Origin of the sequence: Enterobacter cloacae complex sp. IR5422, from assembly GCF_049238165.1 — a bacterium.
GTDB classification, from domain to species: Bacteria; Pseudomonadota; Gammaproteobacteria; order Enterobacterales; family Enterobacteriaceae; genus Enterobacter; species Enterobacter roggenkampii.
In genome coordinates, this window is the sequence record NZ_JBMKHT010000053.1 from 1 (window position 1) to 26,526 (window position 26,526).

The following is a 26,526-nucleotide window of genomic DNA, read 5'->3' on the forward strand; positions in this document are numbered from 1 at the left end:
GGCCAAAATCAGCCACGAAGAGACGATTTTGGGCTGAAAATTGGAAAATTGAGCCACAGGACGTCGATAAAGGACGGTTTGGGGCGTCATATCGGGAGCTGCGGACCACTTAATCGCAACTTCCTTAGTATAGCGGCGAACTGTCGCCGCTATCAATGAACAATGGCGAGATTACAGAGAAGGGTAGTCGGTGTAGCCTTCCGCGCCGCCGCCGTAGAAGCTTTCCGGACGCTGCGGGTTGAGTGCCGCTTTTTTCTGCAGACGAGCAACCAGATCCGGGTTGGCGATGTAGTCGCGGCCAAACGCGACGGCATCGATCAGCCCTTTATTAATCAGATCTTCGGCTTTCTCAGGCGTATAGGCACCTGCACCGATGATCACCCCGTGGAAGCGCTCGCGCACTTTCTGGCGGAAGGCTTCAGTGTAAGGCTTACCGCCAGCCCAGTCAGGTTCAGACATGTGCAGATAGGCAATACCGCGTTTGGCCAGCTCTTCAATCAGATAGAGCGCATCCGCTTCCTCGTTCGGGCCGTTGTCGACGTTCTGGAAAGACCCGATTGGGGAGACGCGGATCCCGATACGGTCCGGGCTCCACTCCTTGCATACCGCATCCACCACTTCCAGCACCAGACGGGCGCGGTTTTCGACGCTGCCGCCGTACTGATCGGTGCGATGGTTTGACGACGGTGACAGGAACTGGTGCAGCAGATAGCCATGCGCGGAGTGCAGCTCAATCAGGTCAAAGCCGGCTTCACGGGCGTTGGCCACGGCCTGACGGAAGTCGTTAACAATCCCCGGGATTTCGTCCAGCTCCAGCGCGCGCGGCATAGAGGTATCCACGCGGATCGCGTTACCGTTTTCATCGCGCAGGGACGTACGGGTATTGGCGCTCAGGGCCGACGCGGAGACCGGTGCCTGACCGCCAGGCTGGATGCTGCTGTGAGAGATACGACCGGTGTGCCACAGCTGAACCGCAATGCGGCCCTCTTCAGCGTGAACGCCCGCGGTGATTTTCTGCCATGCCGCGATCTGCTCCGGGCTATGGAGGCCCGGCGCACCGGCGTAACCCTTCGCCTGAGCAGAGATCTGCGTGGCTTCCGTAATGATCAGGCCAGAGCTTGCGCGTTGACGGTAGTATTCGCCCATCAGCGGGGTTGGGATGTCACCCGGCTCAATGCTGCGCAGACGGGTCAGCGGAGCCATGAACACGCGGTTTGGCGCCGTGACGGCACCCACTTTCAATGGGGTAAACAGTTTTTCAGCTGACATAAAGACTCCTGAGTAGACCAGTCGACTAGTAATAAGGTAAATAAAAAGCGCCTGTTATACGCCAGGCGCAGTAATGCTGTTTTTCACATGTGCCAGCGCGCTTTCCAGCGGCACGGCACTGCGCGAAATTTTTGCCTGCAGATTGGCCCCTAACCACAGGGAATAGAGCACCTGAGACTGCATTAAGGGGTCGCCGGTAAAGGCCAGCGTTTTTTCGTCGCGGCCTTTTTCCAGCGCCTGGGCCAGCAGGGCGATCACGCCGCGGGCACCCTTATCCATCGCCGAGCGCATATCTTCGGAAAGATCGCACACCTCGGCAGACAGCTTGACCGTCAGGCATCCGCTGATAATGCCCTGCTGACAGAACTGGTTCAGCGTTTCCTGATAGTAGTTCAGAACACGATCCCGATAGTTTCCTTCACCCGACGCAAAGTGGGTCGCCAGACGCTGGTGGTAGCCCGCGTAATGACGCTCCAGCATTGCCACGCCAAAGGCTTCTTTGGACCGGAAGTAGTGATAAAACGACCCCTTCGGTACCTCAGCGGTTTTTAATAACTCGCTCAACCCCATACCGGTAAACCCGCGATGCATGCAAAGACGCTCGCCGGTTGCCAGGAGATGTTCGCGGGTATCGTGTTCAGTATTTCTGCTCATGGCCGCACTCTAATAGACCGTTCGGTCTAATGCAAGCGAGTTTATTGCCGACATGCGTTCAGAATATCCAGCTGCTGTTGATAAACCGTTGATTTCACGTCCATCATACCCAGTACGGTCGAGAACAAATTGTCCTGGGAAACCGCATTTTTTGCAGCGTGGTCGCGTAAACACTGTTCATTGATGCCAAAGTTTTTCGCGTAGTCCGGTGACAGCCAGAACATAAACGGAATGTGCGTTTGCTGCTCCGGCGCCAGCATGTACGGCGTACCGTGCAGATAAATGCCGCTTTCACCCAGTGACTCACCGTGATCCGAGAGATAAATCAGGGCGGTGTTCATGCTTGCCTGGCGCGCTTTCAGGGCATCAATGGTTTTGCTGACCATGCTGTCGGTATACAGGATGGTGTTGTCATAGGTATTCATCAGCGCCTGATGGTCGCAATCCTGAATTTCATTGGTGTCGCAGGTAGGGGTGAATTTCCGGAAATTGTCCGGGTAACGGCGATAGTATGCCGGTCCATGACTCCCCATCAGGTGGATAACCAGCACCGTGTCCTGCTTCAGACCATCCAGCACGTTGTCCAGACGGTAGAAATTCACATCATCAATACAGGATTTGTCTTTGCAGAACTGATCCAGATTCCACTGCGTCATATCGGTGTGCGGCACGCGATCGCAGGCGCCTTTACAGCCGCCGTCGTTGTCGCGCCAGAGCAGGTTGATCCCCGCATGCTTGAGCACATCGAGCAGACCTTCCTGATGGTGAGCCAGGTCGGCATCGTATTTGCTGCGCGTCATGCCCGAGAACATGCACGGAACGGAAACGGCGGTTTCGGTGCCGCAAGAGGAGGCCTGCGGGAAGTTAATCACATCCTGCTTTTTCAGCTCCGGGTTCGTTTCACGATCGTAACCATTCAGGGAGTAGTTCGCCGCGCGAGAGGCTTCCCCAACGACCAGTACCAGAACGGTTTTCTTTTGTTGACCTGAAATCAACGGTCCTTTATGGGCATCTTCGCCAATCCGCACCAGCGTTTGATCGCCGGCAAACCAGCGCATTTTGCTGTACTTCACCACCGCGCTGACATAGTTGGCCGGAGTCACCATTTTGACGATGCTTTTGTTGTTGCGAAACAGCGACGCGTAATCTTTATAAAACAGCGCCGCAATCAGGATAATCACCAGCAGGGCACCGAGCATCGCGGCGACGCGCGTCAGCAGGGCATACCACCATTTCCCGGTACGAATGCGGGTCAACGCCAGCACCACGGAGGGAACGAGGCCTGCGATAACAATCCACAGAATCATCTGCGGGGTCACCAGGGCTGTCGCTTCCTGAGAGTTGGTTTCGAACACGTTCACAATCATGTTCTGATCGATCACCGCGCCGTAGGTGTACATAAAGTAGGTTGCCGCGGCGCATCCGACCGTTAAGACGATCAGCAGCGGCTTACGGATATAGGGGATATTCAGCAGGCTAAAGACAATCACCCAGCCGCAAAACAGCACCAGCGGTACGGACGCGGCAAAGAGGATGTCGTGCAGGTGCGCAGGGGCAATAATGGCCCAGCTGCGCTGGATAAACAGCCCATTAATCAACGTAAAAAAGAGTGCACAGCCCAGAGTAAATTTAATGTCGTTACATTGTAACTTTTTGATTAACCACATCGATCGGTAAACCTGTCATTGTCATGATGGGCCGAGTATAAAGAAGGAAGATTAGTGAAACCTTAATGCCACAAATCTGTGGTATGGGCCTTGCACGTGGCGCGTTTAGCGTCTTCACTGTAGGTGAGAGTGGTTATCCGGAGGTGAGTGTGGCAGAGCAGCTGGAGTTTTTCCCCATCCAGAGCCCGTGCCGGGGGATTTGTCAGGTGGATGAACGCGGATATTGCCGCGGGTGCATGCGTACCCGCGACGAGCGTTTTAACTGGCAAAACTTTAGCGACACGCAAAAGCAGGAGGTGTTACGCCTCTGCCGACAGCGTCTTCTGCGCAAAATACGCGCAAACAAAGCCGGTGAGACCGAAGAACCCCAGCAACCTTCACTTTTTTAACACGGTAATTGCGTATACTCATGACATCACGTCCTTGAGGAAAATGTTATGGTTCAGCGAATTACCCTTGCCCCCCAGGGGCCAGAATTCTCCCGTTTTGTGATGGGCTACTGGCGCCTGATGGACTGGAATATGTCCCCCCTCCAGCTGGCGAGCTTTATTGAAGAGCATATCGATCTGGGCGTTACCACGGTCGACCATGCGGATATTTACGGTGGCTATCAGTGTGAAGCCGCATTCGGCGAGGCGCTCAAGCTGGTTCCGGCACTCCGCGACCGCATGGAGATCGTCACGAAGTGCGGGATTGCCACCACGGCAAAACCGGAACACGCCCTTGGGCATTACATCACCGACAGCGCGCATATCATCAAGAGCGCTGAGCAGTCGCTGGTCAATCTGGCGACCGACCGTATCGACCTGCTGTTAATCCATCGTCCGGACCCGCTCATGGATGCCGATGAGGTGGCAGAAGCCTTCCTGAACCTGCATCAGAGCGGCAAAGTGCGTCACTTTGGCGTTTCCAACTTTACCCCGGCGCAGTTTGCGCTGCTTCAGTCTCGTCTGCCGTTTACCCTCGCCACCAACCAGGTGGAGATCTCCCCGGTACACCAGCCGCTGCTGCTGGACGGTACCCTCGACCAGCTGCAACAGCTGCGTATTCGCCCGATGGCCTGGTCGTGCCTGGGAGGCGGACGCCTGTTCAATGATGATGAATTCCAGCCGCTGCGCAACGAGCTGGACACCATCGCCCGCGAGCTGAACGCGGAGAGCATCGAACAGGTGGTTTACGCCTGGATCCTGCGCCTGCCGTCAAAACCGCTGCCGATTATTGGTTCTGGCAAAATTGAACGCGTGCGTTCTGCACTGGCCGCTGAAGAGCTGCAGATGACCCGCCAGCAGTGGTTCCGCATCCGCAAAGCCGCGCTGGGTTACGACGTGCCATAAACCGCCAGAAGATGACTTTCCGGTGAAATCTTTGCCTCTGATATACACTTAAGGGGCAAAAAATAACCAGCGGAGGTCATATGAAGCGTTTTGCTCTGGCAATGGTCGCGCTGGTTGTTTGCGCAGGGGCGCAGGCAGCCAGCGACGAAGTGGAAATGAATCTCGTCACCTCTCAGGGTGTGGGTCAGTCCATCGGTACGGTGAAAATCACGGAAACCGATAAAGGACTGGAATTCGCCCCGAATCTTAAAGCACTCCCGCCCGGTGAGCATGGTTTTCATGTTCACGCCAAAGGAAGCTGTCAGCCCGCGTTAAAAGAGGGGAAACCGTCGGCTGCGGAAGCGGCAGGCGGTCACCTTGACCCGCAGCACTCCGGCAAGCATGAGGGCCCCGAAGGCATGGGACATCTGGGCGATCTGCCCGTGCTGGTGGTCAATAACGACGGTAAAGCCACCGATCCCGTTGTCGCGCCGCGGCTGAAAAAGCTGGATGAGGTGAAAGGCAAAGCGCTGATGATCCACGTCGGCGGCGACAATATGTCCGATCAGCCTAAACCGCTTGGCGGCGGCGGGGCGCGTTATGCCTGCGGCGTGATCTGATCCCCAATCGTACCCGGCGGTGGTGCCTGTTCCAGCTGCGACAGCGAGCAGTGCAGCCGCCAGATTATCGAGGCCAAATCGCGGGCGGCGGGGAGATGATGTCGTGCAAGCGTATCGCAGATCCGCTGCAGTTCATTCAGCGTGGCTTCCAGCGGCCGCTGCTGGACCCCGCGTTCGCTCATGACATCACGCAGCAGGGAGATGCAAACGTCACGCACCTGCGACAGCGGGTCGGAACGCGTTTCCCACCCGCGAAGCTGCCAGACCACGTGCGAGCAGTTCAGCAGCACCACGCCCCAGCGCAGCAGCCAGCGCCGGGAAAGCGCGTCCTGGCTGTTATTGAGCTGGCTGACGTGATGATAAACCAGCGATTCATATTCACTCTCACGAAGATGCGGTTTGCGGCTGAGCTGGTCGACAAACCCCCGGCGTAACTCCCGGATATGCCTGCGGCTTTTGCGGGCATCGGAGCCGGGACGCAGCACCGCGAAGGCCAGCCACGCCAGCCCCACGCCGAGGATCTTTGCCAGGTTGTCATTGAGAAAATCGGCGTAATCGTACACCGGTGGATTCGTCACGGAGATAAACGAGCCCATAAAGACAATCAGCTGTCCCCACAGTCCCGCCAGCTTCGGCATCTGCAGCTTGAGTAGCTGCATGGTGGTCAACAGCGGAAAGAGGAACAGCAGGAACTGCCAGAGATCGCTTATCTGCACCATCAGGCCAAACTTCACCACGAAACTGAACAGCGACAGCAGCACCAGGGTGCGCAGCAGGAGCGTCAGCGAGTTAAACGGCGAGGCCGCGACGGAGTAAAGCACGCAGCTGATGGCGGCGAGCGTCAGGGCCGCCGTACCGGACTCCCACTGCGTGGTGATACTCCACGCGCCCACCAGCATCAGCGCGCAAAAGGTGCGAAAACCGCTCCACAGCGCCTCCAGGTAGTCAGTATGGCGGGCGAGAGCCGGGCTCCCGGGAACGTTGAACTCCGTAACCGGCGTGGCGTTCTCAACCGCGTTAATCCAGCGGCTGCTGCGCAGGTAGAGGCGGCAAAAGTAATTCAACCGCTGCCAAAAGGCGCGATGGCGATAATCATATTCATCCACCGGGGCGAGCGGGGCGATTATTCGCGCGACCGTGTAGATGTCTGCATCCGGGCGCGCAAGGGTCGCGAGCAGCGTTTCAATCACCGCGCGCGTGTTTTCCGGCGGCGTTGGCCAGTTGAGCAGCATCCGGCGCAGGCTGGAGATGGCGCTGGTCATGCGCAGCTGCTGGTGCAGCAAATAGTTAAGCAGGGTATTCTGACGGCGAAAGCGGTAGTGGCTCCAGAACGCCTGAATACGCAGCAGATTCATTGTCAGGATCTGTCCTATCACCTTTTCATGGGCGAGACGGATCTCATCGCTGGTATCCGGTTGCCACAGCAGGCTCGCGTGTTCAAGCAACCGGGTGTGCATGGTTTTAAGGGCGGTGATGAGTGCGGTGCCGTCGGAAGTGCTGGGGAGGATCATCATCATAAATCCGCCGCAGAGGATCCCGACAATCACTTCGCAGACGCGCGCCTGTGCAATATCCCACAGCTCGGTGGTATCGAGCACATTCACCACCGGGAAGGCAATAATGGCGGCGGTATAGCCCGCCAGCTGGAAAGCGTAGGCGACGTTGTTGGTGAAATGGGCGCAGGCCCAGGTACAGCATCCCAGCCATGCCGCCATGCTCAGCAGGAACAGCCATGGGTCGTTCAGAGTGTGGCCGGCGATAATTAACGCCGCCGTGGCACCCAGCAGGCTGCCGGCGATACGCCCAAGGCTTTTACTGATCACCCCACCAACGGTGGGAAAACTCACCACTGCGGCAGAGGTCATCGCCCAGTACGGCTCATCCAGGTTCAGGTAATAGGCGACGGTCAGCGCCAGACACATGGCAATGCCGTTACGCAGCGCGTAGCGCCACTGAGGACGCGTCGCTTTCATCCACGGCGAGTTTTGCCAGGAGAGCGCCTGCAGCTTCATTAAGGGGTTCCGATGGAGACAGTGCAGGTGGTGCCGGATACCAGCGTGATGCCCTGCGGTAAATGGTCAAACTCCACGCGAACAGGCACGCGTTGAGCGAGACGCACCCAGGGGACGTTCGGCTTGATATCCGGCACCAGGCCGGAATCTGTTTCAACGCTTTGATCGTAAATGGCGCGACCAATGCTGGAGACGTGACCCTGTAACCTTTGCGAGCCGCTGTACAGCGTAATCGCTGCTGGCGATCCCTCGCGAATATGCCGAAGCTTGGTCTCTTCGAAGTAGCCCAATACGTAGAAGGAGTGGCTGTCGACCAGGGCGAAAACGGGCTGTCCCGTGGTGGCATAGTTACCCACGCGGGCGGAAAGGTTGGTCACCCATCCATCGACAGGGGCGGTAATCACGGTTTGGGTTAGCTCCCACTGCGCCTGCTTCAGCGTCGCCTCAGCCACGTTGACGCTCGCCTGCATCGCCTTAACGTTGAGGTTGGCGGTGTCTAAATCCTCCGCGGAGATGTAGTTTTGCGACAGGTGACGGCGGCGGTTGGCCTCGTTGTTGGCCTTTGCCAGATCAGACTGGGCTTTTGCCAGCTGCGCCTGGGCATTCAGAATCGCGATATGGTACGGCGTGTCGTCGATTCGGAATAAAACCTCTCCCTTTTTAACGTACTGGTTATCCTTAACCAGCAGCGACGTAATGCTTCCCGATACCTGCGGGGTAATGCTGACCTGCTCAGCGCGAATCTTGCCGTCACGCGTCCAGGGTGACTGCATGTAATAATTCCAGAGCCACCATCCGGCGACCAGCGCAAGGACCAGAACAAACAGGGTGGAAAAGTACTTCAGCGTTTTCAGGGGCATAGTCACCACACGATCAGAACAGCAAGGCCCAGGCATACACAGAGGGCAAACAGGGAAAGATCCATCAGCATGGGATGCCAGATTTCGCCGGAATACATCCAGTCGCGAAGCAGGCGATGCGCGATGAGCCAGAGAATAAAGCCCACCAGCACGGCCTTAAACAGAGGGGGAAAGTAGACTGACGCACCGAAGATCAGGTCCTGGAGGGGTAAACCCTCTGAGCGATGAAAAAAGGTCACGAGCAGAGATCCTTTGCAGTGAACAGAATGCCGTGTTGGCTTGTCTGAGTATGAAGAAGCATCACAATTCAGTGTAAGTCATACTTTTGAGTTAGATGAATGCAGTATTGCATTTGTTTTGCCATTACAAATGCTGCACACTATTCTAAAATCAGTATAATAACTTAGCAAGCTAATTATAAGGAGATGAAATTGGAATCGCCATTAGGTTCTGATCTGGCAAGGTTGGTACGCGTCTGGCGTGCTCTGATTGACCATCGCCTGAAACCTCTGGAATTGACGCAGACGCATTGGGTCACGCTGCACAACATTCATCAGCTGCCGCCCGACCAGTCGCAAATTCAACTGGCAAAAGCGATAGGCATTGAGCAACCGTCACTGGTGCGCACGCTTGACCAGCTGGAAGAGAAGGGGCTGATCTCCCGACAAACCTGCGCCAGCGATCGTCGCGCCAAGCGGATAAAACTCACTGAGAAAGCGGCGCCTATCATTACTGAAATGGAAGCTGTGATTACCAAAACGCGCGGTGAAATCCTTTCAGGCGTTTCACCGGCGGAGCTGGAAATGCTCATTAGCCTCATTGCTCGCCTTGAGCAAAACATCCATGAGCTACAGTCTCGCGACTGATAAAACACTAAGGCCTTGCAGCAGCAAGGCCTTTTTTTACTTAAAGACCACCACTCGATTACGGCCTGTCTCCTTCGCTTCATACATCGCCTTGTCGGCACTCTCCACGCACGCTTCTGCGGTCACGGACGATGACGTCGCCGTAAATACTCCCATGCTGATGGTAATCGGCTCAGGTAGCTGCCCTCCGCTGCTGGTTTTATCAAAGCTGCTTAGCTTCAACCGAATACGTTCCGCCACCTGGTGGGCTGCATCTGAAGAGGTGTTGGCCAGCATCAGCACAAACTCCTCACCGCCGATTCGAGCCGCGATGTCCTGCGGGCGTACGGAATCCATCAGCAGATTGGCGACAAACTGTAAGACTTTGTCTCCCTGAAGGTGGCCATAGTTATCGTTGATACGCTTGAAGCGGTCGAGATCGCTGACGATAACCGAAACTGGGCGGCTGGGTTTCGCCATGTCCAGCGCCTGGTTTAACGATTCATAAAAATAGCTGCGGTTATACAGGCGCGTAAGCGGATCGCGAATCGAATTTTGATATGACTGCTGATATTTTAAATGGGAATCACGGTACAGCATGAAGACGTCGTAGAGCAGTACAAAAATAATCATCAGCGTAGCGACGGTTTCAAATAGCCGGGCGCGATACCACGATATATCTTCAGCATGTCCGCCTACTAACAGCATGGCGAGCGTGACGATATAGCAAACGCACAGGAAATTTCCGCCTACCCAGAATAAATTGCGCACGCGCGTGACAAACATCAGCGTTACTAATGAAATCACCCAGAAGACAATTAAAGAAATATTTATGGATTGGCTCCAGAGCACCATAAACTGACGGGTTTCGTTATCAACCAGGTCAATGGATAAGAAGGGCGAGTGACTGGAATATATCCAGGCCAGTCCCACAACACAGGCGGTAAAGAGGAACGCCCCGCTCACAATTGAGATATGCGCCAACCGTGAAAAGGGGTAATCGCGCGTAGGATAGAGTATTGCCGCAACGATGAACAACACCGCCATTAAAAAGTGGCGGAACATAAAGTAGATCATCGCATCGTTGTAGTTCACGACGTTGAACTGATAGAGGTTCAGCCACGCTGGAAAGCTGGAGAGCGTTCCGACCATCAACAGTGCCGAACCGGCAAAGGCAAAGGCGATCGCAATCAGATAGAGCCGCCGCTTATCACACCAGTATTTCATTGCCATAAAGCAGGCAATAAACAGGTGAAACACGAGTAAAAAAATGGTGAGCGTAGGGAACAAAAGAGGCGAGAAGGAGGGAACCCATTCAACCACTTTTGAAAAGAGAGCTTGTAATATTCCGATGACGACAAGGCAACCGAAACAGAACGAGATATAACGACCTTTTAGACAACGACTATTCGCAAGCATATAAGTTTTTACAAAATGAGAAATAAATTATGAAGAGGTAATTGCGAAGAGTCTAAGCAAGTAATGCAATAAATACTTTGCGCGGAGACAATATACGATGAGATTAAATATTTGTGGGGCGAATATATTTTGTAAAAATATTCGTATAAGTGATGTATATTGTAAATGGATGTGGCCCAATGGCCACATCCATTTTTAATTAACGTGGAGAAACGGTCACCTGGCTTCCGTTGCTTGCCAGCACAACGCGCTGACCTGCGGAGAAGCGGGTGCTGCCTTGTTTCTGAACAACCATAATGGTGCTGCCGTCGTCTTTACGAATTTCCAGCTCGACGCCCTGGGTTTTGTTCATCGCACCCTGAACACCCTGGCCTGCTACACCACCGGCCACTGCGCCTGCGGCTGTTGCCAGAGAACGGCCCGTACCGCCGCCGACGGTATTACCCAGGAAACCACCCAGAACGGCACCGCCGATGGCGCCCATCACGTTGTTTTCATCACCACCCTGAATCTGTACAGGGCGTGCGTTAACAACGGTACCGTAAGTCACGTTCTGAACCTGTTTCGCTTCAGAAGCGCTATAAACGTCGCCAGAAAGTGAACTGTCATTCACACAGCCAGCCAGAGTTAAACCAATCAGCGAAACGCCCAGTACACGTAAAATCATTTGAATCTCCTGTTCACCAAAAACGCCCGATGGGGGGCATCCGTTATGGCTAAATTATATGGCATAAAGGGCCATCGTTCATATCTTTGCACTAACAATAGGAAAATTGTACTTGAATTTGACTTAACGAGACATAAACAGGATCCGCCCACGCTACCCGTCTGACATTGTTAAAAAATATTATTGTCGGATGGCAAAGCGACGCCGTTTATGGTTGAGTGGATATCCTTAGCCCACGCAACGTAAGGAAAGCGCATGAAATCGGGTCGCTACATTGGTGTGATGTCAGGCACCAGTCTGGATGGGGTAGATGTCGTTCTGGCTGCCATTGATGAGAACATGGTGGCGCAGCAGGCGAGCCTGACCTGGCCAATCCCCATTTCACTGAAAGAGGATATTCTCAGTATCTGTCAGGGGCAGCAGCTGACCCTTTCGCAGCTTGGACAGCTGGATGTCCGCCTGGGGGCGCTGTTTGCGGATGCGGTGCAGGCTTTGATGCAAAAAGAACATCTTCGTCCGCAGGATGTGGTGGCCATCGGGTGTCACGGACAAACGGTCTGGCATGAACCCATCGGCGATGCCCCGCACACCCTGCAAATCGGCGATAACAACCAGATTGTGGCGAAGACGGGCGTCACGGTGGTCGGCGATTTCCGTCGTCGCGATATTGCTCTTGGCGGACAGGGCGCACCGCTGGTGCCCGCGTTTCATCAGGCGCTGCTGGCGCACCCTTCAGAACGGCGTATGGTGCTCAACATTGGTGGGATCGCCAATCTGTCGATGCTTATTCCGGGGCAGCCGGTCCGCGGCTACGATACCGGCCCGGGCAATATGTTAATGGATGCCTGGATCTGGCGTCAGTGCGGGCAACCGTATGATAAAAATGCGGAGTGGGCGAGTGAGGGTAAGGTGATTCTCCCGCTGCTGCAGTCCATGCTGAGCGATCCTTATTTTGCCTTACCGGCACCGAAAAGCACGGGGCGTGAATACTTCAACTTTGGCTGGCTTGAGCGCCAGCTGGCGTCATTCCCGGCGCTCGCGCCGCAGGATGTTCAGGCGACGCTTGCCGAGCTTACGGCCGTGTCGATTTCTGAACAGGTGCTGCTTAGCGGCGGATGTGAACGCCTGCTGGTGTGCGGCGGGGGAAGCCGTAACCCGCTGGTGATGGCGCGTCTTGCCGGGCTGCTGCCGGGTACCGAAGTGTCGACGACCGATGAGGCCGGCATCAGCGGGGATGATATGGAGGCGCTGGCCTTTGCCTGGCTTGCCTGGCGCACCGTTGCCGGGCTGCCGGGCAATTTACCGTCGGTCACCGGCGCGCGCGAGGCGAGCGTGCTAGGGGCGATTTTCCCGGCAAATCCGCGTCATAATCAGAGTTAACTGAAATTCAGCGCGGCGCGTCGTCGTTAGAATGGAACGAAACAGGGGGGCAGCCATGCCCTCCAGGACCAGGATAGTCTTCGGAATATGCCCATGAAAAAACTTCTTCTTATTGCCGCCCCTTTGCTGCTGTCAGGATGCAGCGTCTACAACCAGCTCGTTGAGCGCATGCAGACCGATACCCTGGAGTATCGCTGCGACGAAAAACCGCTGACCGTGAAGCTGAACAATCCGCGCCAGGAAGCCAGTTTTGTTTACGACAATAAATTGCTGACGCTGAAGCAGGGCATTTCGGCCTCGGGCGCACGCTACACCGACGGTATCTATGTCTTCTGGTCGAAAGGCGACAGCGCCACGGTCTACAAACGCGACCGTATTGTGCTGAACAATTGCCAGCTCGAAAATCCGAAGCGTTGAGATTTTTACAGGGGCGGCGCACAATAGCGCCACCCACTCTCAATGTCAGCTAACGCCATGTCAGATAACGACGAACTGCAGCAAATTGCGCATCTGCGCCGTGAATACACCAAAGGCGGCCTGCGTCGCCAGGATCTTCCCGCTGAACCCCTCGTGCTTTTTGAACGCTGGCTGAAACAGGCCTGCGAAGCGAAACTTGCCGACCCAACGGCGATGGTTGTCGCAACGGTAGATGAAAACGGTCAACCGTATCAGCGTATCGTATTGCTCAAGCATTATGACGAGAAAGGGCTGGTGTTCTATACCAACCTTGGCAGCCGCAAAGCGCACCATCTGGAAAACAATCCGCGTATCAGCCTGCTGTTCCCGTGGCACATGCTGGAACGTCAGGTCATGGTGACCGGCAAAGCGGAACGTCTCTCGACGCTGGAAGTGGTGAAGTATTTCCACAGTCGTCCGCGTGACAGCCAGATTGGCGCCTGGGTATCAAAACAGTCCAGCCGCATTTCCGCCCGCGGCGTGCTGGAAAGTAAATTCCTCGAGCTGAAGCAGAAGTTCCAGCAGGGTGAAATCCCGCTGCCGAGCTTCTGGGGTGGTTTCCGCATCCCGATTGAGCAAATCGAATTCTGGCAGGGGGGCGAACATCGCCTGCACGACCGCTTTTTATACCAGCGCGAGAATGGCGGCTGGAAAATCGACAGACTGGCGCCGTAATCCCCGAAATTTGTTGATTTAAGCGCTAGCGCACACCGCGCTTGCGCTTTATTCTATGGTCCTTTCGCATCAGGCGAAAAGTCGTGTACCGGCAAAGGTGCAGTCGTTTATACATGGAGAATTTGATGGCAAGCAGTAACTTGATTAAACAATTGCAAGAGCGGGGCCTCGTGGCCCAGGTGACGGACGAGGAAGCGTTAGCAGAGCGACTGGCGCAAGGCCCGATCGCGCTCTATTGCGGCTTCGATCCCACCGCTGACAGCTTGCATTTGGGGCATCTTGTTCCATTGTTATGCCTGAAACGCTTCCAGATGGCGGGCCATAAGCCTGTTGCCCTGGTGGGCGGCGCGACCGGTCTGATTGGTGACCCAAGCTTCAAAGCCGCTGAGCGTAAACTGAACACCGAAGATACCGTGCAGGAGTGGGTCGATAAGATCCGCAAACAGGTTGCACCGTTCCTCGACTTCAACTGTGGCGATAACGCCGCGATTGCCGCGAACAACTACGACTGGTTTGGCAGCATGAACGTGCTGACCTTCCTGCGCGACATCGGCAAGCACTTCTCTGTTAACCAGATGATTAACAAAGAAGCCGTGAAGCAGCGTCTGAACCGTGACGACCAGGGTATCTCCTTTACCGAGTTCTCCTACAACCTGCTGCAGGGGTATGACTTTGCCTGCCTGAACAAACTGCACGGCGTTTCCCTGCAGATTGGCGGTTCTGACCAGTGGGGTAATATCACCTCCGGTATCGACCTGACCCGTCGCCTGCACCAGAATCAGGTCTTTGGTCTGACCGTTCCGCTGATTACCAAAGCTGACGGTACCAAATTTGGTAAAACCGAAGGCGGCGCGGTATGGCTCGATCCGAAGAAAACCAGCCCGTACAAATTCTACCAGTTCTGGATCAACACGGCGGATGCCGATGTTTATCGCTTCCTGAAGTTCTTCACCTTTATGGATATTGAAGACATCAATGCGCTAGAAGAAGAAGACAAGAACAGCGGTAAAGCGCCACGCGCGCAGTACGTGCTGGCGGACGAAGTGACCAAACTGGTTCACGGTGAAGAAGGTCTGGCCGCGGCAAAACGCATTACCGCAAGCCTGTTCAACGGTACCCTGAGCGATCTGAGCGAAGCGGACTTCGAACAGCTGGCGCAGGACGGCGTGCCAATGGTTGAGATGGAGAAAGGGGCTGACCTGATGCAGGCGCTGGTGGATTCTGAGCTGCAGCCTTCCCGCGGTCAGGCGCGTAAAACCATCGCCTCAAACGCGATCACCATCAACGGTGAAAAGCAGGCTGACCCGGAATACACCTTTGTTGATGGCGACCGACTGTATGGCCGCTACACCCTGCTGCGTCGCGGTAAGAAAAACTACTGCCTTGTCTGCTGGAAATAATTAACAGTCTCGAGGGGCGTGGGAAACCACGCCCCTTTTGTTTTTTCAGGGTTTGGTAAGCATAAAATGAAGAACATCCTCGCCATTCAGTCCCACGTTGTTTTTGGACATGCTGGCAACAGCGCTGCGGAATTCCCGATGCGCCGCCTCGGCGTCAACGTCTGGCCCCTCAATACCGTTCAGTTCTCTAACCACACGCAGTATGGCAAATGGACCGGCTGCGTGATGCCGCCTTCGCACCTCACCGAGGTTGTGCAGGGCATTGCCGATATCGACCAGCTCAAGCGCTGTGACGCCGTATTGAGCGGTTATCTTGGTTCCGCGGAGCAGGGGGAACATATCCTCGGCATCGTGCGTCAGGTAAAGGCTGCCAACCCGTCGGCAAAGTACTTCTGCGACCCCGTTATGGGCCATCCGGAGAAAGGCTGTATCGTGGCGCCAGGCGTGGCAGAATTCCACGTTCGCCATGCGCTGCCCGCCAGCGATATCATTGCGCCAAACCTGGTCGAACTGGAAATTCTCTGCGAGCATCCGGTTAACAGCGTAGAAGAGGCCGTAAGCGCGTCACGCGAGCTGATCGCGCAGGGGCCTGAGGTTGTGCTGGTAAAACACCTCGCGCGCGCAGGGCTAAGCCAGGATCGCTTTGAGATGCTGCTGGTGACGAAAGAGGATGCCTGGCATATCAGCCGCCCGCTGGTGGATTTTGGCACGCGTCAGCCGGTGGGCGTGGGCGATGTGACCAGCGGACTGCTGCTGGTGAAACTGCTTCAGGGTGCAACGGTGAGGGACGCGCTGGAGCACGTTACGGCAGCGGTGTACGAAATTATGATTGCGACGAAAGAGATGCAGGAATATGAACTGCAGGTGGTCGCGGCACAGGATCGTATCGCGAAGCCGGAGCACTATTTCAGCGCAACCCAGCTTTAAACGATGCCGGGTGGCGCTGCGCTGGCACGGGTCTACGGAATTCGTAGGCCGGGTAAGCGTCAGCGCCACCCGGCAACACAGTCTGCTCGGTTAATTCAACCCTTCCGCTTTCAGCGCCGCAGCCACCGCAGGACGTTCAGCCACGCGTTTCATATACGATGCAATGTGGTCTAACCCTTCCAGATTCAGCTTAACCGCACGTGCCCAGCGCAGCACGGTGAACAGATACGCATCAGCGATCGTGAAGCGTGAGCCGCCAATCCACTGTTCGTCTTTCAGCGATTCGTTAACGTACTGCAGCTTTTTCTCCAGCAGGGCGCGCAGGGTCGGCTTAAACTCTTCCGGCGTATCCGGGCGGAACAGCGGCGTAAAGCCTTTGTGCAGCTCGGTGGCAATGTAGTTCAGCCATTCCAGCGTTTTATAGCGAGAAATGGTACTGACCGGGGCCAGCAGCTGGCGATCGGGCACGCTATCGGCCAGGAACTGCATAATCGCCACGCCTTCGGTCAGCAGGGTACCGTCATCCAGCAGGAGCGCCGGAACCTGTCCTTTCGGGTTAATGGCAAGAAAGTCATCGCCGTTTTCCAGACGTTTTTTCATCAGATCAACGCCATCCAGCGTGAAATCTTTGCCGCTCTCGCGCAGGGTGATATGGGAAGCAAGAGAGCACGCGCCCGGTTTGTAGAACAGTTTCATCGGTAACTCCTTTTCGCTGAGGTTTCAGCTATGTTAGTGCGCAAACGGATAAAAAAAAAGCCGCTAATCAATTAGCGGCTTCTGGTCAGTCGTTTCTCACGGATTTCACGCAGTAGCGGTTTTGGTCGCCTTAGCGGTCTTGTCGTCGTCCTGAGTCATGCGATTCAGTTTCGGTGCGGTCAGCAGCATCAGAGCGGCAATAACGGCAGTCGCGATACCAATCTGCATGAACACGGTACCGTAGACGTTCAGGGAAACCAGTGGGTCAGTGACGTTTTCCGGCACGGCCATCAGGTTCGCAATCTTACCGGCGATAATTGCTGCACCGGCAGTGGTCAGGAACCAGCTACCCATAATGAAGCCCATCAGACGCTGCGGAACCAGCTGTGCAACCATTGCCAGACCCAGACCAGAGATCATCAGTTCGCCGATAGACTGCAGCGCGTAGCTCAGGATCAGCCAGTTAACGGATACGATACCGGCGTCGGTAGCAAATTTGGTACCCAGCGGCAGCACCAGGAACGCGCCGGAGCACAGCACCATACCGATAGCAAACTTGTGCGGCATTGGCAGACGGTCGCCCATCTTGTTATAGATCGCGGCCAGAATCGGGCTACCAATCATGATCCAGAACGGGTTCAGTGCCTGATACTGCTCCGGTTCGAACGCGATGCCCAGAATAGAGTGCTCAACGTTACGAATGGCGAAGAAGTTCAGAGAGGTTGGCATTTGGCTGTACAGCACGAAGAAGATAATCGCTTCCAGCATCAGAATGAAGGCCACGATCATCTTACGACGGGCAGCACCCTGCATAGCGAATGCTTCTTTCGCGAAGATAACCACGATACCCAGCGCCACAACGCCCAGAACGGCACGTGCGATACCCTGGTTGTGCAGCAGCCAGGTAGCGATGGCCGCCAGGACCACAACGCCTACGATGGTCGCCAGCAGTTTGCCCATATGCACAGGCTCGAAGTCTGGTTTTGAACCGTAGTTTTTAACCCAGCTGCGGCAGAACAGGAAGTTCACCACGGTGATCAGCATACCGACGAAGCTCAGTGCAAACGCCACGCTCCAGCCGAATTTCGCTGCGAGCCATGGGGTTGCCAGCATCGAGAAGAACGAACCGATGTTGATGGACATGTAGTACATGGTAAATGCACCGTCCAGACGCGGGTCATCTTTACTGTAGCAGGTAGAGAGCAGGGAAGACGGGTTTGCTTTGAACAGACCGTTACCCACGGCGATCGTGGCCATGCCCATATACACGACAGCGGCATCATGCCCTGACCATGCTACCAGTCCATAGCCAATCGCCAGAACAATGGCGCCCAGCATAATGACGCGCTTAGTACCCAGAACTTTATCACCCAGCCAGCCGCCGATAGCAACCAGACCATAGACCAGGGCACTGAAGGAGGAGAACAGCGTGATGGAATCGGCTTCGGACATACCCAGCTGTTTTACCAGGTAAACCGCCATGATCCCTTGCAGGCCGTAGTAACCAAAACGCTCCCATAACTCGATAGAGAAGATGAGATAGAACGCTTTAGGTTGTTTAAAAGCGTTCAGACTCACGCTTTCATCTGTTGGTTTATTGTTTGCAGTCGACACATATACCTCTTTTTTTACATCCCATATTAACGGGGGTGTTCATAGCGTGATGGCCGTAGTCCATACGCCTTATAGTTATATTGGGAGGAGAAACGGCGGGTAATGTTCACTATCCTGCCCCATCTGGCAATACGTTTGTAATAATCTGTTACATATATCCTGAGTGGTATAATCGTCGGTTCATGCAAATGTTATTCAGCGTTAAATTTCATACGCTGAGTAAAGGTAGTTTTTTCGACTGGTAATCACCGGTCAGTACGGGCAGTTGGCGATATGTTCTGCTATTTGCCGCTTGTGGCAGTGATATAGCCCATATTCTGAAAAATAGCTGGTCTTATCGTCGGCAAAGAAAGAGAAGTGTCTTGTCAGATAAAGGGTTTAGGTCGATTTTGACAACAAAAATACAACATGAAGTTATCAGGGTGATCGCGATCACAGATGTATAGAAATTTTCGGCTATGAAAAAACTATTAACCTGTTTCAGCGTTAAAGAGCCGAATAAGTGACAGGTGAGGCGAAACGAAAGGCGAACAAATAACGGTCAAAAGAAGAGCGTATGAAAGCCCTTCTTTAGCCAGGGGATTGAGATGCCTCAGGGGTACACTTTTTCTTTGTATTCGCAGAGATCTTCAATAATGCAGGAGCCGCAGCGAGGCTTACGGGCAATACACGTGTAACGACCGTGCAGAATCAGCCAATGATGGCAATCAACCTTAAATTCTGCCGGAACCACTTTCAGCAGCTTCTCTTCGACCTGCTCGACATTTTTTCCCGGCGCGAAGTTGGTCCGGTTAGACACGCGAAAGATATGCGTATCGACGGCGATAGTGGGCCAGCCAAACGCGGTATTGAGTACTACGTTCGCGGTTTTACGACCCACGCCCGGCAAGGCTTCCAGCGCTGCGCGGTCTTCCGGCACTTCGCCTCCGTGCTGCTCCAGCAGAATTCGGCAGGTCTTGATGACGTTCTCGGCTTTGCTGTTAAACAGGCCGATGGTTTTGATATAGGACTTCACGCCTTCCACGCCCAGCTCCAGCATGGCCTTCGGCGTATTGGCGACCGGATAGAGCAGGGCGGTGGCTTTATTGACGCTCACGTCGGTAGCCTGCGCAGAGAGCAACACCGCGATCAGCAGCTCAAACGGGGAGGTAAAATTCAGCTCCGTCGTCGGGTGCGGGTTCTCGTCCCGCAGACGGGTCAGGATCGCAATGCGCTTTTCTTTATTCATGAGGCCTTCTCGGGTGTCCCTTCCAGAACGCTGCGCTCAGCCGCGCGGCGCTTACGTTTCTCGTCAATCAGGTATTTTATCGCCAGCATCATGCCAAGACCAATAAACGCGCCAGGCGGCAGCATCGCCAGCAGGAATGGCGTATCGGTGTGGAACACTTCAATACGCAGCGCTTTGGCCCAGCCGCCCAGCAGCGCATCAGCGCCGTCAAACAGCGTACCGTTGCCGAGGATCTCGCGCAGCGAGCCCAGCACGAACATGGCGCAGGTGGCACCCATGCCAATAGAAAAACCGTCCAGCGCCGACATGGCCGGACTGTTTTTCACCGCAAAGGCTTCCGCACGCCCGACCACGATACAGTTGGTGACGATAAGGGGAATGAAGATCCCGAGCGACTGGTACAGACCGAACGCGTAGGCGTTAATCAGCATCTGAACAATACTGACCACCGACGCAATGATCATGACATAAATAGGAATACGAATTTCCGACGGCGTCCAGCGGCGCAGGGCAGAGATGGAGAGGTTGGTCAGGGTCAATACCAGCGTGGTTGCCAGACCCAGACCGAGCGCGTTGGTGGCGGTGGATGTCACCGCCAGCAGTGGGCACATCCCCAGAAGCTGTACCAGCGCGGAGTTGTTTTTCCACAACCCCTGGACAATAACCTCTTTAACCTGGCTCATGATTACTCCTCACAGGCCGGAAGATTGTTGATTTGCGCGGGCAGCGTTTCAGCGTATAGCCCGGCTCGTTTTACGGCATTCACCACCGCACGTGGGGTGATGGTCGCCCCGGTGAACTGGTCGAACTCGCCGCCATCTTTCTTCACCGCAAACGCGGTGTCATCTTCACCATGGATCACTTTACCGGCAAAGTGCAAAATCCAGTCGCTCAGACGGGTTTCAATTTTATCGCCAAGACCCGGCGTTTCATGGTGTTCCGTCACGCGGGTGCCCAGTATGGTGCCGGAGAAATCGCTGCCCACAAGCAGCTGAATGGCACCGGAATAGCCGTCAGGCGCCGTCGCTTCCATCACCGCGCCAACCGGTTTATCCCCTTTGCGGGCAATAAAGAGGCGGTGCGGCCCTTTCCCAAGCTGCGGCGCGTCTACCACAAAGCAGCTTTTTTGCAGGTCGTTATCGTAGAATTCCGCCGGGATCACCTGATCGAACAGCGCCTTTTGCTGCTTCGAGGCCTGCTCTTCGATGGTCGTTTTGGTCAGCGCATTAACCAGCGCCGTCAGCCCTGTCAGGACCGCGGCGAAGACAGCCAGCGTGACGCCGTGTTTTTGCATCGTTTTGAACATGGCGAGACCCTTAGCGATGACCGTACACGCGCGGACGCGTGTAATAGTCGATGAGCGGAACGGTAATGTTGGCAAGCAGGACGGCAAAAGCCACGCCGTCCGGGTACCCGCCAAAGCTGCGGATGAGCCAGACCAGCAGGCCTGCCAGCGCGCCGAAGATCAGGCGCCCGCGGTTAGTCGTTGAGGCCGTCACCGGATCCGTCAGGATAAAGAAGGCACCCAGCATGGTTGCCCCGGAGAGCAGGTGCAGCTGCGGGCTGGCCAGTGATTCAGGAGAGAATACCCAGCCCAGCGTGGCGCAGACCGCCAGCGTCACGAGGAAGCTGACCGGAATATGCCAGCGGATGGCTTTCTGCTGCAGCAGGAACAGGCCGCCCAGCAGATACGCCAGGTTGACCCACTGCCAGCCGGCACCCGCCAGTACGCCGCTGTAGATGGCGGATTTCATGATCTGCTCAACGCTGTGTCCGGCATGCAGGGACGTTTTAAAGGTATCAAGCGGCGTCGCCTGGCTGATCCCGTCCACGCCCATGCGCAGCGCGTTCATATCGGCACCGAGCGCCGTATGGCCGGTAAAGATCACGTGCAGAGCATCCATGAAGCCCGGAACCGTGGCCGCAATCTCGTGCGGTGGCAGCCAGCTGGTCATCTGTACCGGGAAGGAGATCAGCAGCACCACGTAGCCGATCATCGCCGGGTTAAACGGGTTATGGCCGAGTCCGCCATACAGCTGTTTGGCAATGATCACGGCAAACACGGTGCCGAGGACCACCATCCACCATGGAGCAAACGGCGGGATACTGATCGCCAGCAGCAGCCCGGTCAGCAGCGCGGAGTTATCGGCCAGAATGCGGGAGACCGCCGCCTTGCGCAGCTTAAGGACAAGGGCTTCCGCCGCTAAGGCGCTGGCACAGCCCAGGATTATCTGGAACAGGGTTCCCCAGCCGAAAAACCAGCACTGAACGGCAATGCCCGGCAGCGCCGCCAGGCAGACCAGCATCATAATGCGCGATGTCTGGCGCTGATTGTGGGTGTAAGGGGAGCTTGCGATTCTGAAAACCATTTAATCCTCGTTAACTGCTTGCTGTGCGGCTTTCTTTGCCTGAACGCGCGCAATGGCGGCGGCGACGGCGGCTTTGCGCGGGTCATCGTTGGCGGCCTGCGGTTGCTCATCCTGCTGCGCTGCTTTGCGGGCTTTAGCGCGGGCAATCGCCGCTTCGACGGCGGCTTTACGCGGATCGACCGGCGCGTCGGGTTCTGCGGTTGGCGTCTGCTGCGCCGCTTTGCGGGCTTTAGCGCGGGCAATCGCCGCTTCGACGGCGGCTTTACGCGGATCGACCGGCGCTTCGGGCTCTGCGGTTGGCGTCTGCTGCGCCGCTTTGCGGGCTTTGGCACGGGCAATCGCCGCCTCAACGGCCGCTTTGCGAGGGTCGACCGCTTCCTGCTCAACCACCACGTTCTGCTCGCCGGCTTTGCGCGCTTTGGCACGGGCTATTGCCGCTTCAACGGCGGCTTTACGCGGGTCGATCTCAGCATCCGTCTGGACCGTTTGCGCTTTTTCAGCCTGACGGGCGCGAGCCTGAGCTTTACGCGCTTCACGCGCCGCAATGGCTTCGCTGTTGTCCGGCTTCTCGCCGACCGGGATCACCACAGGCTGCGCCGCGGTCGCTTTTTTCTCGCGAACGCGGGCCAGTGCGGCATTAATCGCATCCTGATCTTTCTCGCCGGGCTGAACGGCGGCCTGCTTATGGCGCTCCTGACGGGCGATTTTTTCACGCTCCAGTCGCGCCTGGCGCGCTTCAAAGCGTGCCTTGGCTTCCGCCGCGCGTTTTTCTTCCATGGAGATGGCATAAATTTCCGCCTTCTCCTGGCGGAAATACTGCACCAGAGGAATGTTGCTAGGGCAGACCCAGGCGCAGGCGCCGCATTCGATGCAGTCGGCCAGGTTATGGGCTGTCGCCTTGTCGTGCAGCTGGCCTTTGCTGTACCAGTACAGCTGCTGCGGAAGCAGATCCGCCGGGCAGGCGTCGGCACAGGCGCTGCAGCGAATACAGCCTTTTTCTTCCTGCTCTTCACCCATCTCGGTCGGGGAAGGGGCGAGCAGGCAGTTGGTGATTTTGACTACCGGCACATCGAGCCACGGCAGGGTAAAGCCCATCAGCGGACCGCCCATGATCACCATCTGGTCGCTTGACGGGCAAAACTCAGCCTGCTCCAGCAGGTGACGCACCGGCGTACCCAGACGCGCCCAGACGTTGCCCGGACGAGAGACCGCGTCCCCGGTCAGCGTTACCACGCGTTCGGTCAGCGGCTCGCCGTCGATCACCGCGCGCTTCACGGCGTACGCGGTCCCGACGTTCTGCATCAGCACGCCGATATCCGAAGAGCGTCCGCCGTGCGGAACCTGCTTACCGGTGAGAATTTGCGTCAGCTGTTTAGCACCGCCAGAGGGGTATTTGGTCGGGATAACGCGCAGGCTAATATCGTGACTGCCCGCCAGCACGGCGCGCAGCATTGAGATAGCCTGCGGTTTATTGTCTTCGATACCAATCAGCACTTCTCGCGGCTGCAGAATGTGCGCGAGGATGCGGATGCCTTCCACCACCTGGGCGGCGCAGTCCTGCATCAGACGATCGTCGGCGGTGATGTACGGCTCGCATTCGGCGGCGTTGATAATCAGCGTCTGAATGTTATCGTCACCGCCGCGCAGCTTGACGCCGGTCGGGAAGCCTGCGCCGCCGAGGCCAGCAACGCCGAACTGATGAATGCGCTCGATAAGCGCCTCGCGGCTGCGGGAGCGGTAGTCGCTCCAGCCATCGCGGTCGATCCAGCGGTCTTCGCCGTCGGCTTCAATTATCACGCTCAGCTCTGCGAGCGCTGACGGATGCGCCACCGTATGAGGCGCGATAGCGACCACCTTACCGGAGGTGGGGGCGTGCACCGGTAGCATACGTCCGCGACCAAAGGTCAGCGGCTGGCCGCGAAGAACCGTATCGCCTTCTTTCACGCACAGCTCACCCTCAGCGCCAATGTGCTGCTTGAGCGGCATGACGAAACGGGTCGCCAGCGGAATTTGACGCAGCGGCGTGCCGTTAGACTGGGTTTTCATCTCCGGTGGGTGAATACCCCCGTCAAAGTCCCAAATCTTCTCTTTTCTGAAAGCAGAAAATAACTTAAGCATGTTGTTCCACAGGAATATTGCGAACCGGAATGGTCTGAAGATCCCATTTCCAGCTTTCGGTAGTCGTTTCAACCGGGCGCAGCTCGATACATTGCGTCGGGCAGGGGGCTACGCAGAGGTTACAGCCGGTGCACAGGTCCGCCACCACGGTGTGCATGGCGCGCGTGGCGCCAACAATGGCGTCGACCGGGCAGGCCTGAATACATTTGGTACAGCCGATGCAGTTCGCTTCGTCGATCACGGCCAGCGCGCGGACCGGCTCCTGCACGTCCGCGTCGCCATCAACCGGCTGCGGATCAACGTTAAGCAGGGCGGCAATTTTCAGCATGACTGCTTCGCCGCCGGGGGCGCAGCGGTTAATTTTTTCGCCCTGGATGCCTACCGCTTCAGCGTAAGGGCGGCAGCCCGGGTAGCCACACTGCCCGCACTGGCTTTGCGGCAGAAGCTCATCAATTTTCTCAACAACGGGATCGTCCTCTACCGCGAAACGGCGGGAGGCGTAACCCAGGATAAGGCCAAACACCAACCCCAGGACGCTGATAGAGGCGATGGCAATCCAGATAGCATTCATTACAACTTCACCAGACCACTAAAGCCCATAAAGGCCAGAGACATTAAACCGGCGGTGACCAGCGCAATCGCGTTACCGCGGAAGGGCGCAGGAATATCCGCTGCTGCCAGGCGCTCGCGAATAGAGGCAAACAGCACCATGACCAGAGAGAAACCGACAGCCGCAGAAAAACCATACAGCGCCGATTGCATAAAGTTATGACCCAGGTTGATGTTCAGCAGCGCCACGCCGAGAACGGCGCAGTTAGTGGTGATCAGCGGCAGGAAGATGCCCAGCAGGCGATAGAGCGCCGGGCTGGTTTTGCGCACCACCATTTCGGTAAACTGCACCACCACCGCGATAACCAGAATAAAGGCCAGCGTACGGAGATAGGTTAACCCCAGCGGGATGAGGATCCAGGTATCAATCCACCACGCGCAGATGGACGCCAGCGTCATGACGAAGGTCGTCGCCAGCCCCATACCCATTGCCGTTTCCAGCTTTTTGGAAACGCCCATAAACGGGCACAGGCCAAGGAACTTCACCAGAACGAAGTTGTTAACCAGCACGGTGCCGACAAAGAGCAGTAAGTAATCGGTCATTATTTAGCCTGAAATAAAAAAGCCGCCTATTATCGGACAAACCCAGGCAGGCGACAACAGGTTATCTGTAGGGTTATTACGGGTTCACGAAGGTGTTTTTCACCCGCGTCGAACGCTTGAAGTAGGGCACCAGCAGCGCCGCGGCCAGCAACGGGAAAAGCAGCTGACGAACGGCCAGCGCGTCTGAAACGGGCGAAAAAGCAAACGCCTTCACCGCCAGCAGGACCGAAACCAGCAGCCAGATAATGTAGTGCTTAGGCACATTCTTACGGCGCTTAAAGAAGGCGATGGTCAGCCACAGCGTGTAGTACCACATCCCGATCGCGAAAACGAACGACACAAACCACAAAGCAATATTAGGCACGCTTTGCGACAACAGAGTCTGAATGGCGTGAGGGGTAATCAGTGCGGTGGTATAAAGCAGCAGCGCAAGTGATGCGCTTAATAAGGCAACCAGCAGCCATGCCAGTGGGGCGATTAACCAGCCTCCAATGCGTTCTCCAGGCGTTGCGGTCATGAACTCTCCCATAATCTGCGCGAAATGTTGTACAGCCAGTTGGCAGGGCGGAGAGTATATAACATTTCGCGCGGATGGCTACTTTCTTATAAAACGTAACGCCACACGGACTTTGGCACTTCGCCGACGTTGAACAAACGGCCACCGGAGACCAGCTCCGCACGGCGATGGTCAGCGGCGCGATACATATTAATGATTTCCTGATTATCCGACAGGGTGTAGTTCAGATGGTCAAACAGTTTTTCCAGGCTCTCAAGCGAATTGATCTTGCGAAATTTTAATAAATAGTCCTGAACTGTCATATTAATAAGTTTCCATATAAAAGTGAGTAATACCAGTTAAGGTAATTCGTTCGAATAATAAACGGATTAATAAAGACGTAAACAGCCCACTCAGGTAACGCGACGAAATTAGGAGTTTTCTTTGCTGAAATTCAGGCATCAGACGATGCCTGGAAGAGAAGGTTAACCGTGTTCACCAGGGCTGGCAATAAGTAACTGACATATTATGTCACTCTTTATTGCAGTAACCGGTTACTTAGGGAAGGTGCGAATAAGTCCGAGATGTGAGATCATCGTGTTGTAACCTGAACCCAGAATGAGTAACCGGATGAGCCAGCAACTGACTTTTGCCGACAGTGAGTTTTCCAGTAAACGCCGCCAGACCCG

28 protein-coding genes are annotated in these 26,526 nt (G+C 55.8%); 9 read left to right on the plus strand and 19 right to left on the minus strand.

All coding sequences use genetic code 11. The annotated features are described in order from the left end of the window. Positions 1-171: 171 nt before the first annotated feature. From ACOTXT_RS19455 to eptA, 3 genes are read right to left on the minus strand one after another with little or no spacing between them, the layout of a single operon-like run. Positions 172-1,269 carry an alkene reductase gene (locus tag ACOTXT_RS19455; RefSeq protein WP_039023853.1) on the minus strand — a complete coding sequence of 366 codons (1,098 nt, stop codon included), beginning with the start codon at positions 1,267-1,269 and terminating at the stop codon, positions 172-174. A 54-nt stretch (positions 1,270-1,323) separates the two neighbouring features. Then, a complete protein-coding gene (locus tag ACOTXT_RS19460) occupies positions 1,324-1,923 on the minus strand; it encodes a TetR/AcrR family transcriptional regulator (protein ID WP_008500589.1) in 600 nt (199 codons plus the stop codon). Positions 1,924-1,964: 41 nt separating this feature from the next. Beyond that, positions 1,965-3,590 (minus strand): phosphoethanolamine transferase EptA, encoded by a 1,626-nt coding sequence (gene eptA / locus ACOTXT_RS19465; protein WP_333163793.1) that lies wholly within the window; start codon positions 3,588-3,590, stop codon positions 1,965-1,967. A 149-nt stretch (positions 3,591-3,739) separates the two neighbouring features. Between eptA and ACOTXT_RS19470 the strand changes: the two genes are divergently transcribed. The 3 genes from ACOTXT_RS19470 to sodC all read left to right on the plus strand — a co-directional run bounded on the left by ACOTXT_RS19470 (position 3,740) and on the right by sodC (position 5,523). Beyond that, positions 3,740-3,979 carry a DUF1289 domain-containing protein gene (locus tag ACOTXT_RS19470; protein ID WP_008500587.1) on the plus strand — a complete coding sequence of 80 codons (240 nt, stop codon included), beginning with the start codon at positions 3,740-3,742 and terminating at the stop codon, positions 3,977-3,979. 48 nt (positions 3,980-4,027) lie between these two features. Continuing rightward, positions 4,028-4,924 carry an aldo/keto reductase gene (locus ACOTXT_RS19475; RefSeq protein WP_021241132.1) on the plus strand — a complete coding sequence of 299 codons (897 nt, stop codon included), beginning with the start codon at positions 4,028-4,030 and terminating at the stop codon, positions 4,922-4,924. 80 nt (positions 4,925-5,004) lie between these two features. Continuing rightward, the gene (gene sodC / locus ACOTXT_RS19480; RefSeq protein WP_008500584.1) at positions 5,005-5,523 is read left to right on the plus strand and encodes a superoxide dismutase [Cu-Zn] SodC; all 519 of its coding nucleotides are present in this window, start codon (positions 5,005-5,007) and stop codon (positions 5,521-5,523) included. On the opposite strand, the gene ACOTXT_RS19485 is transcribed toward sodC, so the two are convergent. The 3 genes from ACOTXT_RS19485 to ACOTXT_RS19495 are packed head-to-tail and all read right to left on the minus strand — an operon-like array spanning position 5,502 to position 8,634. After that, complete coding sequence (locus ACOTXT_RS19485) at positions 5,502-7,535, minus strand: FUSC family protein (protein WP_023292628.1); 2,034 nt, start codon at positions 7,533-7,535, stop codon at positions 5,502-5,504. The genes sodC and ACOTXT_RS19485 overlap by 22 nt on opposite strands. Further along, positions 7,535-8,395: an HlyD family secretion protein gene (locus ACOTXT_RS19490; RefSeq protein WP_333163796.1), complete on the minus strand. Its 861-nt coding sequence runs from the start codon at positions 8,393-8,395 to the stop codon at positions 7,535-7,537. Before ACOTXT_RS19490 ends, ACOTXT_RS19485 begins: the two co-directional genes overlap by 1 nt. A gap of 2 nt (positions 8,396-8,397) precedes the next feature. Beyond that, entirely contained in the window at positions 8,398-8,634 is a 237-nt protein-coding gene (locus ACOTXT_RS19495) for a DUF1656 domain-containing protein (protein ID WP_008500581.1), read from the minus strand. Positions 8,635-8,820: 186 nt separating this feature from the next. On the opposite strand from ACOTXT_RS19495, the gene slyA reads away from it, so the two are divergent. Continuing rightward, positions 8,821-9,261 carry a transcriptional regulator SlyA gene (slyA, locus tag ACOTXT_RS19500; protein WP_021241135.1) on the plus strand — a complete coding sequence of 147 codons (441 nt, stop codon included), beginning with the start codon at positions 8,821-8,823 and terminating at the stop codon, positions 9,259-9,261. A gap of 36 nt (positions 9,262-9,297) precedes the next feature. Here the strand turns inward: slyA and ACOTXT_RS19505 are convergent, their stop codons facing one another. Then, the gene (locus ACOTXT_RS19505) at positions 9,298-10,659 is read right to left on the minus strand and encodes a GGDEF domain-containing protein (RefSeq protein ID WP_333163799.1); all 1,362 of its coding nucleotides are present in this window, start codon (positions 10,657-10,659) and stop codon (positions 9,298-9,300) included. A gap of 199 nt (positions 10,660-10,858) precedes the next feature. Further along, positions 10,859-11,326 (minus strand): outer membrane lipoprotein SlyB, encoded by a 468-nt coding sequence (gene slyB / locus ACOTXT_RS19510; RefSeq protein WP_008500578.1) that lies wholly within the window; start codon positions 11,324-11,326, stop codon positions 10,859-10,861. 255 nt (positions 11,327-11,581) lie between these two features. Here slyB and anmK point away from each other — a divergent pair, with 255 nt between their 5' ends. The 5 genes from anmK to pdxY all read left to right on the plus strand — a co-directional run bounded on the left by anmK (position 11,582) and on the right by pdxY (position 16,164). Next, on the plus strand, positions 11,582-12,706 hold the full coding sequence (anmK, locus tag ACOTXT_RS19515) for an anhydro-N-acetylmuramic acid kinase (protein ID WP_023343975.1): 1,125 nt from the start codon (positions 11,582-11,584) through the stop codon (positions 12,704-12,706). An 87-nt stretch (positions 12,707-12,793) separates the two neighbouring features. Continuing rightward, entirely contained in the window at positions 12,794-13,123 is a 330-nt protein-coding gene (gene mliC, locus ACOTXT_RS19520; protein WP_085930290.1) for a C-type lysozyme inhibitor, read from the plus strand. A gap of 57 nt (positions 13,124-13,180) precedes the next feature. Next, positions 13,181-13,837 (plus strand): pyridoxamine 5'-phosphate oxidase, encoded by a 657-nt coding sequence (gene pdxH, locus ACOTXT_RS19525; RefSeq protein ID WP_008500575.1) that lies wholly within the window; start codon positions 13,181-13,183, stop codon positions 13,835-13,837. Between the two features lie 125 nt (positions 13,838-13,962). After that, complete coding sequence (gene tyrS, locus ACOTXT_RS19530; RefSeq protein WP_008500574.1) at positions 13,963-15,237, plus strand: tyrosine--tRNA ligase; 1,275 nt, start codon at positions 13,963-13,965, stop codon at positions 15,235-15,237. A gap of 66 nt (positions 15,238-15,303) precedes the next feature. Further along, the gene (gene pdxY, locus ACOTXT_RS19535; protein WP_045406233.1) at positions 15,304-16,164 is read left to right on the plus strand and encodes a pyridoxal kinase PdxY; all 861 of its coding nucleotides are present in this window, start codon (positions 15,304-15,306) and stop codon (positions 16,162-16,164) included. Between the two features lie 90 nt (positions 16,165-16,254). Here the strand turns inward: pdxY and gstA are convergent, their stop codons facing one another. The 11 genes from gstA to ydgT all read right to left on the minus strand — a co-directional run bounded on the left by gstA (position 16,255) and on the right by ydgT (position 26,160). Beyond that, complete coding sequence (gene gstA / locus ACOTXT_RS19540; RefSeq protein WP_008500572.1) at positions 16,255-16,860, minus strand: glutathione transferase GstA; 606 nt, start codon at positions 16,858-16,860, stop codon at positions 16,255-16,257. A 105-nt stretch (positions 16,861-16,965) separates the two neighbouring features. Continuing rightward, positions 16,966-18,474, minus strand: a complete 1,509-nt coding sequence (gene dtpA, locus ACOTXT_RS19545; protein WP_008500571.1) for a dipeptide/tripeptide permease DtpA — start codon at positions 18,472-18,474, stop codon at positions 16,966-16,968. A gap of 592 nt (positions 18,475-19,066) precedes the next feature. Continuing rightward, the gene (nth, locus tag ACOTXT_RS19550) at positions 19,067-19,702 is read right to left on the minus strand and encodes an endonuclease III (RefSeq protein WP_008500570.1); all 636 of its coding nucleotides are present in this window, start codon (positions 19,700-19,702) and stop codon (positions 19,067-19,069) included. Then, entirely contained in the window at positions 19,699-20,385 is a 687-nt protein-coding gene (locus tag ACOTXT_RS19555; protein ID WP_008500569.1) for an electron transport complex subunit E, read from the minus strand. Before ACOTXT_RS19555 ends, nth begins: the two co-directional genes overlap by 4 nt. A gap of 2 nt (positions 20,386-20,387) precedes the next feature. Continuing rightward, entirely contained in the window at positions 20,388-21,008 is a 621-nt protein-coding gene (gene rsxG / locus ACOTXT_RS19560) for an electron transport complex subunit RsxG (protein ID WP_008500568.1), read from the minus strand. 10 nt (positions 21,009-21,018) lie between these two features. Further along, positions 21,019-22,071, minus strand: a complete 1,053-nt coding sequence (rsxD, locus tag ACOTXT_RS19565; RefSeq protein WP_008500567.1) for an electron transport complex subunit RsxD — start codon at positions 22,069-22,071, stop codon at positions 21,019-21,021. Beyond that, on the minus strand, positions 22,072-24,189 hold the full coding sequence (gene rsxC, locus ACOTXT_RS19570) for an electron transport complex subunit RsxC (RefSeq protein ID WP_055321183.1): 2,118 nt from the start codon (positions 24,187-24,189) through the stop codon (positions 22,072-22,074). Beyond that, entirely contained in the window at positions 24,182-24,760 is a 579-nt protein-coding gene (gene rsxB, locus ACOTXT_RS19575) for an electron transport complex subunit RsxB (protein ID WP_008500565.1), read from the minus strand. The genes rsxC and rsxB overlap by 8 nt, the downstream gene beginning before the upstream one ends. Continuing rightward, positions 24,760-25,341, minus strand: a complete 582-nt coding sequence (rsxA, locus tag ACOTXT_RS19580) for an electron transport complex subunit RsxA (RefSeq protein WP_008500564.1) — start codon at positions 25,339-25,341, stop codon at positions 24,760-24,762. The genes rsxB and rsxA overlap by 1 nt, the downstream gene beginning before the upstream one ends. Positions 25,342-25,417: 76 nt before the next feature. Next, positions 25,418-25,858: a DUF2569 domain-containing protein gene (locus tag ACOTXT_RS19585; protein WP_008500563.1), complete on the minus strand. Its 441-nt coding sequence runs from the start codon at positions 25,856-25,858 to the stop codon at positions 25,418-25,420. A gap of 86 nt (positions 25,859-25,944) precedes the next feature. Next, entirely contained in the window at positions 25,945-26,160 is a 216-nt protein-coding gene (ydgT, locus tag ACOTXT_RS19590) for a transcription modulator YdgT (protein WP_006174966.1), read from the minus strand. Positions 26,161-26,526: the final 366 nt, after the last annotated feature.